This window comes from Streptomyces sp. NPDC018947, assembly GCF_044390505.1.
Taxonomy (GTDB): Bacteria; Actinomycetota; Actinomycetes; order Streptomycetales; family Streptomycetaceae; genus Streptomyces.
Genome location: NZ_JBIRZD010000009.1, coordinates 219,121 through 234,460 on the forward strand (window position 1 = coordinate 219,121; position 15,340 = coordinate 234,460).

The following is a 15,340-nucleotide window of genomic DNA, read 5'->3' on the forward strand; positions in this document are numbered from 1 at the left end:
GTCGGCGGGGCCTCGCGCACCGGTGCCGACGAGGCCCGACGGCCGGTATCGACAGGCGTTTCACGTGAAACGCCCCATAGGATCACGACGTGCGCCTCCCCCGTCTGCTCCTCGCCGCCGCCACCCTCACCGCCCTCACGGCGTGCAGCGGTGGCGGCGGCGGTGGTGTCGACGGCACTCCGGGCGCCGCGGGCCTGCGCGATCCGTACTTCCCGAAGGCGGGCAACGGCGGCTACGACGTCGGCCACTACGACCTGACCCTGGCCTACGACCCCGACGCCGAGCACCTCACCGGCACGGCGACGATCACCGCACGCGCCACCCAGGACCTGTCCGCCTTCAACCTCGACCTCAAGGGCCTGGACGTCGAGAACGTCACCGTCGAGGGCCGGGAGGCCCGCTTCAACCGGGCCGGACAGGAGCTGACCGTCCGCCCGCCCGACGAACTGGACGACGGCGAGACGTTCCGCGTGCGCGTCCGCTACTCCGGCGAGCCCGAGACGATCACCGACGCCGACGACTCGGAGGAGGGCTGGCTGCCCACCGACGACGGCGCGGTCGGACTCGGCGAGCCCGTCGGCTCGATGGCCTGGTTCCCCGGCAACCACCACCCCTCCGACAAGGCGACGTACGACCTCGCGGTCACCGTCCCCGAGGAGTACGGGGTCGTCTCCAACGGGGAGTTGACCGACGAGAGCACCAGCGGTGGCCGCACGACCTTCCGCTGGCACACCGCCGAGCCGATGGCCAGCTACCTCGCCACGGTCGCCGTCGGCGACTGGAAGGTCAGCCGCTCGGCCACCGGGGACGGCCTGCCCGTCTACACCGCCGTCGACCCTGAGCAGGAGGCGGCGAGCCGGCCGGTCCTCGCCCAGCTCCCCGCGATCATGAAGTGGGAGCAGGACACCTTCGGCCCGTACCCCTTCTCCTCGACCGGCGCGATCGTCGACCGCCGGGGCGACGCCGGTTACGCCCTCGAGACCCAGCACCGGCCCTACTTCCCCGGTGCCCCCGACACCGGGACCCTCGTCCACGAGCTGGCCCACCAGTGGTACGGCGACTCCGTCACACCGAAGAGCTGGCGCGACATGTGGCTGAACGAGGGCTTCGCCACCTACGCGGAGTGGCTGTGGTCGGAGGACCACGGGGGAGACAGCGCCCAGGAGATCTTCGACGCCCTCTACGACGGCGACTACTTCGACGACGCGGCGGCGAACGAGGCCGTGTGGGCGTTCCCGCCCGGGAAGCCGCCGGATGCCGCCCACATCTCCGACAGTCCCGTCTACCAGCGCGGCGCGATGGTGCTGCACCGCGTCCGGCGGACGGTCGGTGACGACGCTTTCCGCGCCCTCCTGCGCGACTGGGCCGCCGCCCACCGCCACGGCAACGCGGACACGGACGACTTCACCGCGTTCGTGGAGGAGTCGGCGCCGGAGAAGGACTTCACGGAGATCTGGGAGGACTGGCTGTTCGGGGACGGGAAGCCGGAACGCCCCTGAGGAGTGCCGTGCGGCCGCCTCATCCCTCGAAGGCGTCGAGGAGCTGCGGCAGGTCCGGCGGCCACAGGGCCTCGGACGCCCCGGCGAGTTCCGCGCGGGTCCACCAGCGCCAGGTGAGGATGCCGTCCGCGGCGTGCGCGGCGGCGAGGTGGGGGCCGGTGGGCTCGCGCCGGGGGCCGTGGGCGACGTAGATGTGCTCGTGCTGGCGGACCCGGCCGACGCTCAGGTGGGTGAAGTCGTGTTCCCACGTGCACAGCAGCGGGCCCGGCTCCAGATCGGTCCAGCCGGTCTCCTCGCGCAGTTCGCGCAGGGCGCCCGCGCGGGGGCTCTCGTCCGCCTCCAGACCGCCGCCGGGCATCGCCCAGTGCACGCCGACCTCGACGTTGTCGTAGCGGAGGAGGAAGACCGCGCCCTCGGGGTCGAGCACGGCGACGCGGGCGGCGCGGCGGGGGATGCGCGATCCGTCGCCGAGGCTCTTGCGCAGGACCGTGCAGGGGCGCCCGGCGCCGAGGTCGCGCCGGTGGCCGAGGGCGGTGTAGCCGAGGGCGGTCCAGAAGGCGAGCCCGTCGGTGTTGCCGTCGAGGACGGCGAGGCGTACGGCGGTGCGGCCGACGGCCCGGAAGCGGTCCTCCACGAGGGACGCGAGCCGTCTGCCGTACCCCCGCCGCCCCAGAGCCGCGTCCACCATCAGCAGGCCGATCCACGGGTCCGGGTCGGCCGGGTCGGGATGCCGGGCGAGGGTGATCGCCACGCCGACCAGCCGCCCCGCGTCCCGGGCGAGCAGCACCTCCGCCCCCGGCCGCGCCAACTCCTCGGCCAGCGCCGCCGCCACCTGCTCCGGCCGGATGTCGTCGGGGTCGGGAAAGTCACCGCTGAGGGCCTGAAAGGCCCGGTGGGACGCGTAGAGAGCGGTCAGCTCGGTGAGCAGCGGACCGGGGATGTCGTGGTCGGGGGAGGCCGTGAGCGGGGTGAGGATCACGCGGGCAACCTATCCGTTCCGGGGGGCCGGGGGCGGCCGGGTCGTAGGGCGTGACGGTGCGGCGGTGGCCGGGGTCCGGGCATGACACCATCACCTGCGTGCTCGACATCGGCTACGCCCTCTCCAACCGCTTCCCCGACCCTCCGCAGACCGACTACCGCCGCGCGGACGTCCGTGCGCTGCGGCACGACCTGTTCTGCGGAGACGTGTACCTCGCGGACACCGAGGAGGACCGGGAGATCTCCACAGCCTGGGGATGGGTGCCGGTGCTCGACTTCGCGTGGGCGCTGTGCGACATCGTGGAGCACGTCGACCGGGACCCGGCCGGTTCGCGTGCCGCCCGGCCGCAGCAAGCCGAGCTGGACTTCACCGAGTCCACCGACCGCCTCCTGTTCGAGCGCCGCTTCGGCTGGGTCGACATCGAGGCGGAGTGGCTGCCCGCGTCCGAGCCGCCGCTGTCCTTCTCGCACGCCGAACTGCGCAGGGAGGCCCGGGACTTCCTCCACGACCTGATCGCCGACCTCACCGACATGCACGAGGACCTGGCGGAGAACCCGGCGATCTGGACCCTCCAGGCCCGCTTCCCCCGCATCACCTGACCCGAACCGGCCGACGCGCTCCGGCCCGGCCGACCCGCTGCCCCAACCCCCGAGCCCCTGTACCCCGCGGCACCCCGGGGCGCCCTACTCCCCCGCCAGCACCCGCACCCCCAGCTCCGCCGCCAGTACCGGTGCCAGGTCCAGCAGCTGGGCCGGGCTGATGACCGCGCCGGCCAGCCGGTCCGCCCCGCGGGCCAGTTCCAGCGGGGCGGCGCCGCGCAGGTCGACGTCCGTGAGCGTGGCCGCGCCGAGGTCGGCCCCCTTCAGGGCGCAGTCCACGAAGGCGACCCGCTCCAGACGGGCACCCCCGAAGTCCGGCTCGACCAGGACGCAGCCCTCGAAGACCACGTCCTTGAGCCGGGCCCGGCGCAGATTCAGATAGTCGATCTTGCCCCCGCGGACCAGCACCCGCTCCAGCACGGCCCCGTGCACCTGGGTACCGCCCAGCCGCGCGTCGACCAGCTCCACGTCGCGCAGGGTCGCCTCGGACAGGTCGGTGCCGACCCCCCGTACGCCGGTGAGGACGGAGTCGAGCAGCCGGGCGCGCCGCAGCGACGTCTCGTCCAGCGCGCACTCCGTCAGCGCGCAGTCCATGAAGCGGGCGCCCGCGCCGTCCTGCCCGGCGAGGTCCGCCCGCCGGAACTCCAGCCCGTCGTAGTCGCCGTCGGGCTCCAGCTCCCCGCCCTCGAAGGGCGCCGTCGGCGGCAGCCGCACCTCGGGCCGCCGTGCCGGACGCACCGTCGTCGTACCGCCGTCCACCGCTCTCCTCGCCATGGCGCCATGCTGCACCCCACCACTGACAACGCCCCCCCACCTGCGACACCACCCCCGTTCCCGGCCGCGTGTCACGTTCGGCGGCCCCGCGGACGTCGTATCGGCAGGAACGGCCACGCAAGGCGAACCGACCCGAGGGAGACACCCAGCCATGCACCGCATCACCGTCGTCGGCGGCGGCTTCGCCGGACTGACCGCGGCCATCACCGCCGCCGAGGCGGGCGCCAAGGTCACCGTCCACGAAGCCCACCACACGCTCGGCGGACGGGCCCGCACCGCCGACGGCCCGTACCGCACCAACGAAGGCCCGCACGCCCTCTACAACGGCGGCCCGCACTGGGCCTGGCTCCGGCAGCGCGACCTGATCGGACCGCTCGCGCCCCTCCCGCCGCTGGAGGCGGCCCGGCTGCGGCTGCGCCACCGGGGCGCCCTGCGCCGCACCCCGCCCTTCGCCATGCTCAAGCTGCTGCGCCCCGGCGTGGGCCGGGCGCCCGTCGACACCGACTTCCTGAGCTGGGCCACCGGCATCGCGGGCGAGGAGGGCGCGCGGGCCGCCGCCCACTACTGCGCCGTGGCCCTCTACCACCACGACCCCGGTTCGCTCTCGGCCGCCTTCGTGCAGGAACGCCTGCGCCGGGCCACCAAGCTGCCGCCCGAGGCGCACTACCCGCGAGGCGGCTGGGCCGGGGTCGTCGACCGGATGGCCGCCCGGGCATGGAACCTCGGCGTCCGGATGGAGACGCTGTCCCGCGTCGACACGCTCCCGACCGACACCCCGGTCGTCGTCGCCACCTCCCTGGCCGCCGCCCGGCGGCTGCTCGGCGACCCCTCCCTGACCTGGCCGAGCGGGCGCACCACCCTGATCGACCTGGCCGTACGGTCGCGGCGCGGCGACGCGTTCGCCCTGTCCGACCTGGACGCGCCGGGCTGGATCGAGCGGTTCACCGCCCAGGACCGCACCCTGGCCCCGGCGGGCGAGCAGCTCGTCCAGGGACAGATCCCGATCGCCCCGCACGAGTCGAAGGCGTACGGCACCGCCCGCGCGGAGGAACTGCTCGACCTGGGGTTCCCGGGCTGGCGCGAGCGGGTCACCTGGCGGCGCGAGTCCGTGGCGAACGGCAGGACCGGCGCCGTCGACCTGCCCGGCACCACCTGGCGGGACCGGCCGGCCGTGGACCGCGGCGACGGCGTCTACCTCGCCGGGGACCAGGTCGCCGCGCCGGGTCTGCTGTCGGAGGTCTCCTTCAACAGCGCCCTGACGGCGGTGTCCCTGGCACTGGGCCGGAAGGAGCTTGACCTCAAGGGCGCTTGAGGTCGTTGGGTGGGGGCACACACCGCATCTCACCCTGGGGGGACCTCCATGCGCGCCATCCGGCTGCACGCCTTCGGCCCGGCCGAGAACCTCGTCCTCGAAGAGGTCGGGGACCCGTCGCCGGGCCCCGGCCAGGTCCGGGTCGCCGTCCGCGCGGCCGGCGTCCATCTGCTGGACACCGCCCTGCGGGAGGGGCTGCCGGGGCCGGCGCCACGGCTTCCCGACCTGCCCACGATCCCCGGCCGCGAGGTCGCCGGCGTCGTCGACGCCCTCGGCGAGGGCACCCCGGGGAACTGGCTCGGCCGGCGGGTCGTCGCCCACCTCGGCTTCGCTCCCGGCGGATACGCCGAACTCGCCGCCGTCGACGCCACACGCCTCCACGAGATCCCGGCCGCCCTGGACTTCGCCGAGGCCGTCGCCATGATCGGCACGGGCCGTACGGCCATGGGCATCCTCCAGTTCGCCGGCCTCGGCCCCGGCTCCGTGGCCGTGGTCCCGGCCGCCGCGGGCGGCATCGGCACGCTGCTGGTGCAGTACGCCAAGAACGCCGGCGCCACGGTCGTGGGGCTGGCCGGCGGCCCGGAGAAGACCGCCCGCGTCGCGGCGAACGGCGCCGACCTCGCCGTCGACTACACCGACCCCGGGTGGCCCGCGAGGGTCCGCGCCCACCTGGGCGGCCGTACGGCGACCGTCGTCTTCGACGGCGTGGGCGGGGACGCCGCCCGGGAGGCCGTCGCGCTGCTCGGACCCGGCGGCCGGCACCTGGTCTTCGGCTGGTCGGGCAGGGGGCTGCGCGACGGGGCGCCGTACCTCGTCGAGGGCGTGTCGGAGCAGGTGCTCGGTCCGGTGATGCTGGAGAGGGCCGGCGGCCCCGACCCCGTCCGCACCCTCGAACTGCGCGCCCTCGCCGAGGCCGCCGAGGGGCGCCTCACCCCCGCCGTGCACCGCTTCCCTCTCGCCGGGGCCGCCGCCGCGCACCGCGCGCTGGAGACCAGGGGGACGACCGGCAAGGTGGTCCTGGAGCCATGAGGACGAGGGGCCCACGGACGCCCCGAACAGGATGCGATACCTCCCGATTCGTGGTCTTCTGGCCAGATGAGTGTCACCCGGACAGGTGAGGGAGTCGCCTCCGCGGACGCCGACCCCCGCCGCTGGTGGGGGCTGGTGGTGATCGCCCTGGCGCAGTTGATGGTCGTCCTCGACGCGACCATCGTGAACATCGCGCTGCCCTCCGCGCAGCGCGATCTCGGCATGTCCGACGCCAACCGGCAATGGGTGATCACCGCCTACACCCTCGCCTTCGGCGGCCTGCTCCTGCTCGGCGGCCGGATCGCCGACCGCGTCGGCCGCAAACGCACCTTCGTCATCGGGCTGATCGGCTTCGCCGTCGCCTCGGCGCTCGGCGGCGCCGCCACCGTGCCCGCGATGCTGTTCGGCGCCCGCGCCCTCCAGGGCGCCTTCGCCGCCGTCCTCGCGCCCTCCGCGCTGTCCCTGCTGACCACCACGTTCACCGACCCGGCGGAGCGCGGGAAGGCCTTCGGGATCTACGGCGCGCTGGCCGGCAGCGGCGCCGCCGTCGGCTTCATCGTCGGCGGCGTGCTCACCGAGTACCTGAACTGGCGCTGGTGCCTGTACGTCAACGTCCCCATCGCGGTCATCGCCGTGGCCGGCGCCCTGCTCCTGCTGCACGACCGGCCCGGCCACACCCAGGTCCGCCTCGACGTGCCCGGCGTGATCCTCGGCTGCGGCGGCCTGGTCGCCCTCGTCTACGGTTTCAGCGAGGCCCAGCCCCGCGGCTGGAGCGACCCGTTCGTGCTGTCGCTGCTCGGCGCGTCCGTGCTGCTGCTGGTGGCCTTCGTGGCCTGGCAGACCCGGGCGCCGGTCCCCCTGCTGCCGCTGCACATCATCCGTGACCGCAACCGCGCCGGCTGCTTCCTGACGATGATGCTGGCCGTCATCGGCATGTTCGGCCTGTTCCTGTTCATGACCTACTACCTCCAGGTCATCCTCGACTACTCGCCCGTGCAGACCGGCCTGGCGTTCCTGCCCCTGACCGCCGCGATCATCATCGGCTCGACCCAGATCTCCGCCCGGCTGCTGCGACGCGTGGGCCCCCGGATGCTGATGGTCCCGGGCATGGTCCTCGCCTCCGGCGGCATGGTGATCCTCACCCAGATGACCGTGGACTCCCGGTACGCCACCGAGATCCTGCCCGCCCTGATCCTGATGGGCCTCGGCATGGGCCTGACGTTCATGCCGGTCTTCTCCACCGCCACCGCCGGTGTCGCCCCGCAGGACTCCGGCGTGACCTCCGCGACGGTCAACACCTCGCAGCAGGTGGGCGGTTCGATCGGCACGGCGCTGCTCAACACCGTCGCCACCAGCACCAGCGCCTCCTGGATCACCAGCCATCTGACCGACCCGTCCCGGCGGGGGGAGATCATCAAGGAGGGCATCGTCCACGGCTACACGGTCGCCATCTGGCTGGCCGCCGGCATCATGCTGCTGGCGGGCCTGATCGCGGGCCTGATGGTGACGGCCAAGGCCCCGAAACACGGCACCCCGGCCGACCGGCCGGTGCCGGAACCGGTGGGCTGAGGGGACGGGGCCCGCCCTGCGCAGGGCCCCGCCGACACGTCGTACCGCGCTCCTGCGCACCCTGTGAGCCGCCGCCCGCCCAGCGGACGCACGAAGGCCCCGCCGTCCACAGGACGACGGGGCCTTCACCCGTACTCCGAGCCCCCTGTCGGATTCGAACCGACGACCTTCGCTTTACAAGAGCGGCGCTCTGACCAGCTGAGCTAAGGAGGCGTCACGCGCCGGCGCGCGCGGAGGCTCCACTGTACACAGAGCCGGTGAACGATGCGGTGCCCCATTCCCGGCGAAGTTCACAGGCCCGAAGCTACTGACAGATCAGGTGGAGGAGAGGTAGCGTCCTGACCCGGTTCACCCAGGTGGACTACACCACAACCACCTTCCTACAACGGATCGTCCGGCACGTTCCTGCCGGTAGAAGGGGGCCCATACATCATGGCCACAGTCCAGTTCGACAAGGCGACCCGCATTTACCCGGGTTCCGACAAGCCCGCCGTCGACGGTCTCGACATCGACATCGCGGACGGCGAGTTCCTCGTCCTGGTCGGCCCGTCCGGCTGCGGCAAGTCCACCTCGCTGCGCATGCTCGCGGGGCTCGAGGACGTCAACGGCGGCGCCATCCGCATCGGTGACCGCGACGTCACGCACCTGCCGCCCAAGGACCGGGACATCGCCATGGTGTTCCAGAACTACGCGCTCTACCCGCACATGACGGTCGCCGACAACATGGGCTTCGCGCTCAAGATCGCCGGCGTCAACAAGGCGGAGATCCGGCAGAAGGTCGAGGAGGCCGCGAAGATCCTCGACCTCACCGAGTACCTGGACCGCAAGCCGAAGGCGCTCTCCGGCGGTCAGCGCCAGCGTGTCGCCATGGGCCGCGCAATCGTGCGCGAGCCGCAGGTGTTCCTCATGGACGAGCCGCTGTCCAACCTGGACGCCAAGCTCCGCGTCTCCACCCGCACCCAGATCGCCTCGCTGCAGCGCCGCCTCGGCATCACCACCGTGTACGTCACCCACGACCAGGTCGAGGCCATGACGATGGGCGACCGGGTGGCCGTGCTGAAGGACGGCCTGCTCCAGCAGGTCGACTCCCCGCGGAACATGTACGACAAGCCCGCGAACCTCTTCGTCGCCGGCTTCATCGGCTCCCCCGCCATGAACCTGGTCGAGGTCCCGATCACCGACGGCGGCGTGAAGTTCGGCAACAGCGTCGTCCCGGTCGGCCGGGACGCCCTGGCGGCCGCCGCCGACAAGGGCGACCGCACGGTCACCGTCGGCGTCCGCCCCGAGCACTTCGACGTGGTCGAGCTGAACGGCGGCGTCTCCGCGTCCCTGTCCAAGGACTCCGCCGACGCCCCGGCCGGCCTCGCGGTCTCGGTCAACGTCGTCGAGGAGACCGGCGCCGACGGCTACATCTACGGCACGGTCGAGGTCGGCGGCGAGACGAAGGACCTCGTGGTCCGCGTCAGCAGCCGCGCGGTGCCGGAGAAGGGCGCGACCGTGCACGTCGTGCCGCGCCCGGGCGAGATCCACGTCTTCTCGTCCTCCTCCGGTGAGCGTCTCTCCGACTGAGCGCCCCCACCGAGCACCACGCTGCCGGGTGAATTTCACCCGGTCGGCACGAAGAGCCCCGCGGCCTGCTGCGGGGCTCTTCCCGTTGTCGACAAATACCCCGGCACAACGGACGTTTCGATCCGCGTGCGTCAACCCGTTACCCATTTTTCGGCCGCTCCCCATCCCCCGAACCGGTGACTAAATGTCGCCAAATCATTACCGGGCGCTACCCTCACTCGCGTGAAGCACTCCGTGAAGCACTCCGCCACCCAGCAGACGCGACGCGGCCGGGGCCCCGCCCGCCGGATCGGCCGCTCCCTCGCCCTCGTCCTGCCCGTCGTCCTGGTGCTCTCCGGGACCCTCGCCGTCACCCGGGTCAACTGGTCGGGGGACCCCTCGGGCTCCGTGCTCGCCGCGTCGGAGGCCACCTCCGCCAAGGCGTCCTCGCCCGCCGCCGCCCGCGCCGCGCACGAGGTGCTGCGCGACCGGCTGCTGACCGAACTCCAGGAGGAGGACCCGGGCGTCGCCCTCACCCACCTCCAGCAAGCCGTCGACGACCGCCCGTCGCTGGCGAAGCACTGCGCGTCCATCGCCCGCGCCCTCGGCCGCGCCGCGGTCAAGGTGTACGGCCCGACGCGCGCCCAGTCGTACGCGCGCCCCGTCTGCGACACCGCCTTCGCCTCGGGCGTGCTCGCCGGACACCGCTGAGCACCCCCACGGGGCCGGCGGAACGCCACGTACAGTTCGGGGCATGACCGATCCGAACGCCGCGTCCCGCCGCCCCGTTCAAGCCGTCGTCCTGGCCGGCGGGCAGGGTTCCCGTCTGCGCCCCTACACCGACGACCGGCCCAAGCCGATGGTGGAGATCCCGGGCACCGGAACCCCGATCATCGGCCACCAGCTCGCCTGGCTCGCCGAGGAGGGCGTGACCGACGTGGTGGTCTCCTGCGGCCACCTCGCCGAGGTGCTGCAGAAGTGGCTCGAGAACGCCGATCTGCCGCTGTCCGTCACGACCGTGGTGGAGACCGAGCCCCTCGGCCGCGGCGGCGGCCTCAAGTACGCCGCCGCGCATCTGCCGCACCCCGACCGGCCCTGGTACGCCACGAACGGCGACATCTGGACCCGTTTCTCGCTGCGCGACATGGCGGACTTCCACGCCGAGCGGGACGCCGTCGCGACCCTCGCCCTGGCCCGTCCCCGGCTGCCCTGGGGCGCCGTGCAGACGGACGGCTTCGGGCACATCACGGACTTCATCGAGGCGCCCCCGTCCACCTTCGAGATCAACGCGGGTGTCTACGTCTTCTCCCCCGCCTTCGCCGCGATGCTCCCGGAGCGCGGTGACCACGAGCGGACGACGTTCCCCCGGCTGGCCCGTGAGCGCCTGCTGGCCGGCTTCCCGATCCCGCAGGGCTCCTACTGGCGGGCGATCGACACCGCGAAGGACCTGACCGAGGCCGCCCGCGAACTGACCGCCCTGAGGAACCGCTAGCCGCGTCCACCGGCCCGGCGAAGCCGGCGCCCGGGGAACCCCGGACACGAACGACGGGTCCCGCACGACTTCCGTGCGGGACCCGTCGTCGTACGCACCGGGGGCCGGTGCCGTCCGGGGTGCCTAGCCCAGCAGGCCGCCCACCAGACGGCTGCCCGGCTGCCCCGTGGAGGAGGAGCCGCCGTCGCTCTCGGCGCTTCCCGTGCCGCCGGTGGCACCGCCGTCGACGTCCCCGGTGGTGGAGCCGCCGGAGGTCGGCCCGGCCGTGGTGCTCGGCGCCTCACCGGCCGGCGAGGTCCGCTGCGGCGGGGCCTGCCCCGAGGTGCCCTGCGTCTCGCTGGGCGTACCGCCCGGCGTCGAGTCGCTGTCGCGGGTCGCGCCCGCCGTGGCCCCGCCGTCCTCGGACGGGGTGGCCCCACCGGAGGTGGCGCCCTGCGCGGGTGCCGAGGAGGAGGCGTCCGGCGTCCGCTCCTCACTCTCGCCAGGCTCCTGGGGAAGCGGGGAGCCGGGCAGCACGTTGCGCGGGGCCTCGCCGGGCCCGGGGACGACCACGCGGTCGGCGTCCCGCACGGCGCCGCCGAGGAGGGAGCCGACGAGGAGGGTGACGCCGGTGACGAGGAAGGTGACGAGGGCTCCCCTGCGCAGCACGTGGCGGCGCAGGTCCCAGATGTCGGCGCGGGGGCCGAGGCGGCGCCAGGCACCGGCGGCGAGGCGGCCGTCGACGGAGTAGACGGGTGCCCCGGCGATGATGAGCGGCGACCAGGCGGCGAGGTAGATGATGTCGGGCGCCTCGTAGACGGGGACACTCTTCCAGCTCACGGTGACCAGGAGCGCGGCGGACAGGATCGCGCCGACGACGGCGGCGACGCGCTGCCAGCAGCCCAGGACGGTCAGGACGCCCACCAGGACCTGGAGGAAGGCGATGACCAGTCCGGAACCGACGGGGTGGGAGAGGGCGAACTGGCGCAGCGGCTCGGCGACGTCCCAGGGGTGCAGGGAGTTGAGCCACTTGACCATGGAACCGCGTTCGCCGCCGTCGAAGTAGACGGGGTCGCAGAGCTTGCCCATGCCAGCGTAGACGGAGATGAACCCGAGGAAGACGCGCAGGGGCAGCAGCACGACGCCGAGGTTCATGCGGCGGCCGGGGAAGTAGGCGTGCCGTACGGGGTCGTCGGCGTGGCGCCGGCCGCGCGGCTCCCGGTCCGTGCCGTCGTCGTCCGGGTCGGTGCCGTACGGGCCCAAGTCCTCGTCGGCGTAGGCCGGTTCGTCGTAGGCGCTGCCGCCGCCGCGCATGGCGGGCAGCAGCCGCGTGCCCTGCGGGACGGGGCCGCGCTGGGCGCCGACGAGGGGCGTCTCCAGGGTCTCGGTGGCGGGGCCCTCGTCGTAGTCGTACAGGCCGTGGCGACCCGGTCCGTCCGCGCCGACGCGGGGGATGACCTGGGTGGCGCCCGCGTCGGGGGCCGGTTCCTCGACATGACGGCCGGCTCCGGCACGTACCGCCTGGAGCAGCCGGTGGGCGCCGGTGTCGTCCGGGGCGGACCGGCCGCTCCAGACGACGGGGCGGCGCCGGGCGGGCCTGGGGACCGCGACCGCGGTGCCGGCGGCGGGCATACGGGCGGTGTCCTGGGTGGCGCTCAAGTGCCGCGCGATCCGCGGGGACCGGGTCCGCCGCGCGGAGGCACCGAGCTGCACGCGGAAGCTCGCGTGGTTGACGATGACCTGGGCCGGATCGCTCGGAACCTTCACCATGCTCAGCGCGGGAGCGTCGTCGTATCCCGACGAACGGTCCCCCGTGGGTGTGCGGGGTGTTCTGGTGTCCACGCTCATCTAACCGAGTGACGTGTCGTTAGGACACTGCCTTGACCCGGCGGATCTGTCCGGACCGCGTCAAGCGGGCGCGGACCGCCCGGAACACCCCGTGCGGGGGACCGCGCCGAACGCGCGTCCCCCCGCTCGACTCCGCACGCTCAGGCGCGCCGGCGCGCCGCCTCGTACAGCACGATGCCCGCCGCCACACCGGCGTTGAGGGACTCGGCGCCGCCGGGCATCGGGATCCGCACCCGGAAGTCGCAGGTCTCGCCGACCAGCCGCGACAGTCCCTTGCCCTCGCTGCCGACCACGACGACCACGGGACCGTCCAGGGCCTCCAGTTCGCCCAGTTCGACCTCGCCGTCGGCGGCGAGGCCCACGACGACCAGCCCGGCCTTCTGGTACGACTCCAGCGCCCGCGTGAGGTTGGTGGCGCGGGCCACCGGCGTACGGGCGGCCGTGCCGGCCGAGGTCTTCCAGGCACCGGCCGTCATCCCGGCCGCGCGCCGCTCGGGCACGACGACGCCGTGGCCGCCGAACGCGGAGACGGAGCGGACGACGGCGCCGAGGTTGCGCGGGTCGGTCACGCCGTCGAGGGCGACGATCAGCGGGTCCGCGCCCTCGTCGTGGGCGGCGGCGACCAGGTCCTCGGGGTGCGCGTACTCGTACGGCGGGACCTGCAGGACCAGGCCCTGGTGGTTGAGCCCGTTGGTCATCCGGTCCAGCTCCGGGCGCGGCGCCTCCATGAGGTTGATGCCGCCGCGCTCGGCCGCGAGCTGGAGCGCCTCGCGCACCCGCTCGTCGTTGTCGATGAACTGCTGGACGTAGAGCGTCGAGGCGGGCACGCCCTCGCGCAGCGCCTCGTAGACGGGGTTGCGTCCGACGACGAGTTCGGACGCCGAGCGGCCGCCCCCGCGCCGCTGCTGCGGGCGTCCGGTGGCGCGGCGCGCCTTCGCCTGGGCGGCGCGCTGCTTGGCGTGCCCCTTACGCATCTCGGCGGGAGGCGTCGGCCCCTTGCCTTCCAGGCCCCGGCGCCGCTTGCCGCCGCTGCCGACCTGCGCGCCCTTCTTGCCGGACATGCGGCGGTTGTTCGCGGCCATGAGTTACCTGTCTCCGCTCTGTTTCTGCTTCACGTGTTGCGCTTGCGTCCTATGCAGTGTGCCGCCCGGGAGGCCGGGCGGCACACTTGATCTTCCGTGTCCGGAGGGGCTCAGCGGGAGCCGAGGCTCCAGCGCGGTCCCTGCGGGCTGTCCTCGATGACGAGTCCGGACTCCTTGAGCCGGTCGCGGATGGCGTCCGCGGTGGACCAGTCCTTGCGCGCCCGGGCGGCCTCGCGCTGGTCGAGGACGAGGCGTACGAGGCTGTCGACGGCATCGTGCAGGTCCTCGCCCTTCTCGCTCTCGCCGGCCCAGTGCGGTGCCTGCGGGTCGAGGCCGAGCACGCCGAGCATCGCGCGGACCTCGGCGAGGCGGGCGACCGCGGCCTCCTTGTCGTCGGCGGCCAGCGCGCTGTTGCCCTGCCGGACGGTGGTGTGCACGACGGCGAGCGCCTGGGGGACGCCCAGGTCGTCGTCCATCGCCTCGGCGAAGGCGGGCGGCACCTCGCCGGCGGGCTCGACGGCCCCGCCGGCCAGCTCGGTGACGCGCTGCACGAAGCCCTCGATCCGCGCGAACGCCGACTCGGCCTCGCGCAGGGACTCCTCGCTGTACTCGATGGTGGAGCGGTAGTGCGGGGTGCCCAGGTAGTACCGCAGCACGACCGGGCGCCACTGCTTGACCATCTCGCTCACGAGCACGCTGTTGCCGAGCGACTTGGACATCTTCTCGCCGCTCATGGTGACCCAGGCGTTGTGCACCCAGTACCGGGCGAAGGCGTCGCCGAAGCCGCGGGCCTGGGCGATCTCGTTCTCGTGGTGCGGGAAGATCAGGTCGATCCCGCCCCCGTGGACGTCGAACTCCTCGCCCAGGTACTTGTGCGCCATGGCGGAGCACTCCAGGTGCCAGCCGGGCCGGCCGCGTCCCCACGGCGTCTCCCAGCTCGGCTCCCCGGGCTTGGCCGCCTTCCACATGGCGAAGTCCCGCGGGTCCCGCTTGCCGGTCTCGCCCTCGCCCTCGGGCTGGCGCAGGTCGTCCAGGTCCTGGTTGGACAGGGACAGGTACCCGGGCAGGGACCGTACGTCGAAGTAGACGTTGCCCTCGGCCTCGTAGGCGTGCCCGCGCTCGATGAGGCCGCGCATCATCTCGACCATCTCGGTGACGTGGCCGGTGGCGCGCGGTTCGTAGGTGGGCGGCAGGCAGCCGAGGGCGTCGTAGGCGTCGTTGAACGCCCGCTCGTTCTCGTACCCGATGGACCACCAGGGGCGGTTCTGCTCGGCCGCCTTCTTGATGATCTTGTCGTCGATGTCGGTGACGTTACGGATGAACGTGACGTCGTAGCCGCGGTACGCGAACCAGCGGCGCATGATGTCGAAGTTCAGCCCCGACCGGATGTGGCCGATGTGCGGTGCGGCCTGCACGGTGGCGCCACACAGGTAGATCGAGACACACCCGGGCGTGAGGGGGGCGAAGTCACGGATCTGCCGGGCGCTGGTGTCGTACAGCCGAATAGTCACGCCTCCAGGGTAGTGGGCCCCGACCAGTGCCGGGGGACGCCGCCCGCGGTCGTCACCGGACCGAGCCCTGCGCGAGGAGGAGCCCGCGGCGGGGTGCGGGGCGGAGCCCCGCGCGTCCC

Annotated in this window: 13 protein-coding genes and 1 tRNA gene; 8 read left to right on the forward strand and 6 right to left on the reverse strand. The window is 73.4% G+C overall.

The window, feature by feature from the left end; genetic code table 11:
* Positions 1 to 89: 89 nt before the first annotated feature.
* Positions 90 to 1,499, forward strand: coding sequence for a M1 family metallopeptidase (locus ACH499_RS19160; RefSeq protein WP_399017074.1), 1,410 nt, complete (start codon positions 90 to 92; stop codon positions 1,497 to 1,499).
* A gap of 19 nt (positions 1,500 to 1,518) precedes the next feature.
* Here ACH499_RS19160 and ACH499_RS19165 read toward each other — a convergent pair whose 3' ends face one another.
* The gene (locus ACH499_RS19165; RefSeq protein ID WP_399017076.1) at positions 1,519 to 2,478 is read right to left on the reverse strand and encodes a GNAT family N-acetyltransferase; all 960 of its coding nucleotides are present in this window, start codon (positions 2,476 to 2,478) and stop codon (positions 1,519 to 1,521) included.
* Between the two features lie 98 nt (positions 2,479 to 2,576).
* On the opposite strand from ACH499_RS19165, the gene ACH499_RS19170 reads away from it, so the two are divergent.
* On the forward strand, positions 2,577 to 3,077 hold the full coding sequence (locus ACH499_RS19170; protein ID WP_399017078.1) for a hypothetical protein: 501 nt from the start codon (positions 2,577 to 2,579) through the stop codon (positions 3,075 to 3,077).
* An 84-nt stretch (positions 3,078 to 3,161) separates the two neighbouring features.
* Here ACH499_RS19170 and ACH499_RS19175 read toward each other — a convergent pair whose 3' ends face one another.
* Positions 3,162 to 3,851 carry a pentapeptide repeat-containing protein gene (locus ACH499_RS19175; RefSeq protein WP_399017080.1) on the reverse strand — a complete coding sequence of 230 codons (690 nt, stop codon included), beginning with the start codon at positions 3,849 to 3,851 and terminating at the stop codon, positions 3,162 to 3,164.
* Positions 3,852 to 4,002: 151 nt separating this feature from the next.
* On the opposite strand from ACH499_RS19175, the gene ACH499_RS19180 reads away from it, so the two are divergent.
* The 3 genes from ACH499_RS19180 to ACH499_RS19190 all read left to right on the forward strand — a co-directional run bounded on the left by ACH499_RS19180 (position 4,003) and on the right by ACH499_RS19190 (position 7,761).
* Positions 4,003 to 5,163, forward strand: a complete 1,161-nt coding sequence (locus tag ACH499_RS19180) for an NAD(P)-binding protein (RefSeq protein ID WP_399017082.1) — start codon at positions 4,003 to 4,005, stop codon at positions 5,161 to 5,163.
* Positions 5,164 to 5,211: 48 nt separating this feature from the next.
* Entirely contained in the window at positions 5,212 to 6,192 is a 981-nt protein-coding gene (locus ACH499_RS19185; protein WP_399017084.1) for a zinc-binding dehydrogenase, read from the forward strand.
* 66 nt (positions 6,193 to 6,258) lie between these two features.
* A complete protein-coding gene (locus ACH499_RS19190; protein WP_356204437.1) occupies positions 6,259 to 7,761 on the forward strand; it encodes an MFS transporter in 1,503 nt (500 codons plus the stop codon).
* Positions 7,762 to 7,900: 139 nt separating this feature from the next.
* Here the strand turns inward: ACH499_RS19190 and ACH499_RS19195 are convergent.
* A tRNA-Thr gene (locus ACH499_RS19195) sits at positions 7,901 to 7,974 on the reverse strand.
* A gap of 219 nt (positions 7,975 to 8,193) precedes the next feature.
* On the opposite strand from ACH499_RS19195, the gene msiK reads away from it, so the two are divergent.
* From msiK to ACH499_RS19210, 3 genes are all read left to right on the forward strand, one after another.
* Complete coding sequence (gene msiK, locus ACH499_RS19200) at positions 8,194 to 9,330, forward strand: diacetylchitobiose ABC transporter ATP-binding protein MsiK (RefSeq protein ID WP_356204435.1); 1,137 nt, start codon at positions 8,194 to 8,196, stop codon at positions 9,328 to 9,330.
* Between the two features lie 234 nt (positions 9,331 to 9,564).
* Complete coding sequence (locus ACH499_RS19205) at positions 9,565 to 10,020, forward strand: hypothetical protein (RefSeq protein WP_356204522.1); 456 nt, start codon at positions 9,565 to 9,567, stop codon at positions 10,018 to 10,020.
* A 43-nt stretch (positions 10,021 to 10,063) separates the two neighbouring features.
* On the forward strand, positions 10,064 to 10,801 hold the full coding sequence (locus ACH499_RS19210) for a nucleotidyltransferase family protein (RefSeq protein ID WP_356204434.1): 738 nt from the start codon (positions 10,064 to 10,066) through the stop codon (positions 10,799 to 10,801).
* Positions 10,802 to 10,924: 123 nt separating this feature from the next.
* Here the strand turns inward: ACH499_RS19210 and ACH499_RS19215 are convergent, their stop codons facing one another.
* From ACH499_RS19215 to cysS, 3 genes are all read right to left on the reverse strand, one after another.
* Complete coding sequence (locus tag ACH499_RS19215; RefSeq protein WP_356204432.1) at positions 10,925 to 12,628, reverse strand: DoxX family membrane protein; 1,704 nt, start codon at positions 12,626 to 12,628, stop codon at positions 10,925 to 10,927.
* A 140-nt stretch (positions 12,629 to 12,768) separates the two neighbouring features.
* A complete protein-coding gene (rlmB, locus tag ACH499_RS19220; protein ID WP_356204431.1) occupies positions 12,769 to 13,710 on the reverse strand; it encodes a 23S rRNA (guanosine(2251)-2'-O)-methyltransferase RlmB in 942 nt (313 codons plus the stop codon).
* A gap of 110 nt (positions 13,711 to 13,820) precedes the next feature.
* Entirely contained in the window at positions 13,821 to 15,221 is a 1,401-nt protein-coding gene (gene cysS, locus ACH499_RS19225; protein ID WP_356204429.1) for a cysteine--tRNA ligase, read from the reverse strand.
* Positions 15,222 to 15,340 lie beyond the last annotated feature (119 nt).

Coding starts and splice junctions, on each gene's coding strand:
- msiK (WP_356204435.1), top strand. CDS start 8,194: ATGGCCACAGTCCAGTTCGACAAGGCGACCCGCATTTACCCGGGTTCC.
- ACH499_RS19215 (WP_356204432.1), bottom strand. CDS start 12,628: ATGAGCGTGGACACCAGAACACCCCGCACACCCACGGGGGACCGTTCG.
- ACH499_RS19185 (WP_399017084.1), top strand. CDS start 5,212: ATGCGCGCCATCCGGCTGCACGCCTTCGGCCCGGCCGAGAACCTCGTC.
- rlmB (WP_356204431.1), bottom strand. CDS start 13,710: ATGGCCGCGAACAACCGCCGCATGTCCGGCAAGAAGGGCGCGCAGGTC.
- ACH499_RS19180 (WP_399017082.1), top strand. CDS start 4,003: ATGCACCGCATCACCGTCGTCGGCGGCGGCTTCGCCGGACTGACCGCG.
- ACH499_RS19190 (WP_356204437.1), top strand. CDS start 6,259: ATGAGTGTCACCCGGACAGGTGAGGGAGTCGCCTCCGCGGACGCCGAC.
- ACH499_RS19175 (WP_399017080.1), bottom strand. CDS start 3,851: ATGGCGAGGAGAGCGGTGGACGGCGGTACGACGACGGTGCGTCCGGCA.
- ACH499_RS19210 (WP_356204434.1), top strand. CDS start 10,064: ATGACCGATCCGAACGCCGCGTCCCGCCGCCCCGTTCAAGCCGTCGTC.